This is a genomic window from Bartonella sp. CM120XJJH (assembly GCF_042194715.1).
Lineage (GTDB): Bacteria > Pseudomonadota > Alphaproteobacteria > Rhizobiales > Rhizobiaceae > Bartonella.
Genome location: NZ_JBHINE010000054.1, coordinates 1 through 1,780 on the forward strand (window position 1 = coordinate 1; position 1,780 = coordinate 1,780).

The 1,780-nt window shown below is 47.1% G+C and carries 1 protein-coding gene and 1 pseudogene; both read left to right on the forward strand.

Annotated features, from left to right (window positions below; genetic code table 11):
* A pseudogene (locus ACFIKU_RS09580) lies at positions 1–645 on the forward strand (PBSX family phage terminase large subunit); the annotation flags it as partial.
* Positions 630–1,780, forward strand: a 1,151-nt coding sequence (locus tag ACFIKU_RS09585) for a portal protein (protein ID WP_375657369.1), incomplete at its 3' end; no start/stop codon positions are given. The pseudogene ACFIKU_RS09580 and the gene ACFIKU_RS09585, both read left to right, overlap by 16 nt.

A 1,780-nucleotide genomic window follows, 5' to 3' on the forward strand; every position in this document is an offset into this window, starting at 1 on the left:
GCTTATTATCAAAAGGAAATGTTGGCAGCTGAGCAAGAGGGGCGGATAGGGCGCGTTGCTCGTGACCCTTTAATGCAGATACGTGCTTTTTGGGATATTGGGGGCACGGGTGCTAAGGCAGATGCAACAGCGATATGGATAGCACAGTTTGTGGGGCGAGAAATCAGAGTGCTCGATTATTACGAAGCACAGGGACAACCGCTATCAGAGCATGTAGGCTGGTTGCGTCAAAATGGCTATGAGAAGGCACTGATGGTGTTACCCCATGACGGTGCGACCAGAGATCGTGTGCATAATGTGAGTTTTGAGAGTGCTTTAAATGATGCGGGTTTTGAAACACAGGTCATTCCTAATCAAGGGGCGGGGGCTGTTAAGATGCGAATAGAGGCGGTGCGACGTATTTTACCGTCTGTTTGGTTTCATGAAGAGACAACGGTAGCAGGGCGTAAGGCACTGAATTGGTATCACGAAAAATGGGATGAGAAGCGTAATATTGGCTTGGGAGCAGAGCATGATTGGTCCAGTCATGGAGCAGATGCCTTTGGATTGATGTGCGTGGCTTATGAAGAACCTCCGACGATACAAAAGCGACCAGCTTATAGTGGCAGAACGGAATATGAGAGTACCTCATGGATGGCAGAATGATGTATGATGAAGAATATTTAGATAAAGAAAGTAACGCATCAGATCTGTCGACAGAAGGCTTATTTCGCAAGCTTGTGAGTTGGTACAAAGAAGATGTGGAGCATGTGAATAAATGGCGTGAACATGCACGGGAGGATTTCCAATTTTACAATGGCGACCAGTGGAATGAGGCAGATTTAGCCGCGTTAAAAGAGCAACGCCGCCCCGTTATGACCTTTAATCGCATTGCACCACTTGTGAATGCTGTTGTGGGTTCAGAACGCAACAATAAGCGCGAAGTGCAATTTATTCCCCGTCAAGTAGGGAAGGCATTGCCTAGTGAATTGCTTACGGGAGCAGCAGAATGGTTTCGCGACATGGCACATGCTGAATACGCGGATAGTGATGCTTTCCAAGATGCGGTTATCTGCGGCATGGGGTGGACCGATACACGGCTTGATTATGAGAACAGCCTTGATGGTGAACCGGTCATTACGCGTTTAGACCCTCTAAAGATGGTTTGGGATAGCGCGGCAGTGCAACCGAATTTAACCGATGCACAACGTTTGTGGTACGTAGACCGCAAGCCTTTGGAAGTAGCCAAGCAGATGTTTCCCAAAGCCCATTGGAGTGAACTGAGTGCCGATTGGGCTCGTGATGGGGTTGCTTATGAGGGCATTCATCATAATGATCTTGAAGCTTATAATGATGAGAAGGGCATTGATGTTGAAAACGGTCGACGGATGATCACTCTTGTTGAATGCCGTTGGTTTGAAAGCGAGAGGTATTACAAAGCGCCCGATTTAAGCACTGGAGAACTTCGTGATTATAGCGAGGAAGAATTTAAGCAGCTACAGTGCATGATGCCGGATATCCAAGGGGCGGCTTTTAATAAAAAGGTTGTTAAGCGCGCTTTTTTAGGGAGAAAATTGCTTGAATCGCCCGATCAACCCATGGTTCCAGCTGGTCAATTGGGTTGGGAGTGTATAACGGGGTATTTTGACAAGATAGAACGGCAATTTTATGGGGTTGTGCGCCCGACAAAAGACCCGCAACGATGGGCAAATAAATATTTCAGTCAAGTGATGTATATCCTCAATAGCCAATCCAAAGGCGGGATAATGGCAGAGAGTGGTGCATTTAAGGATGAGAGAGA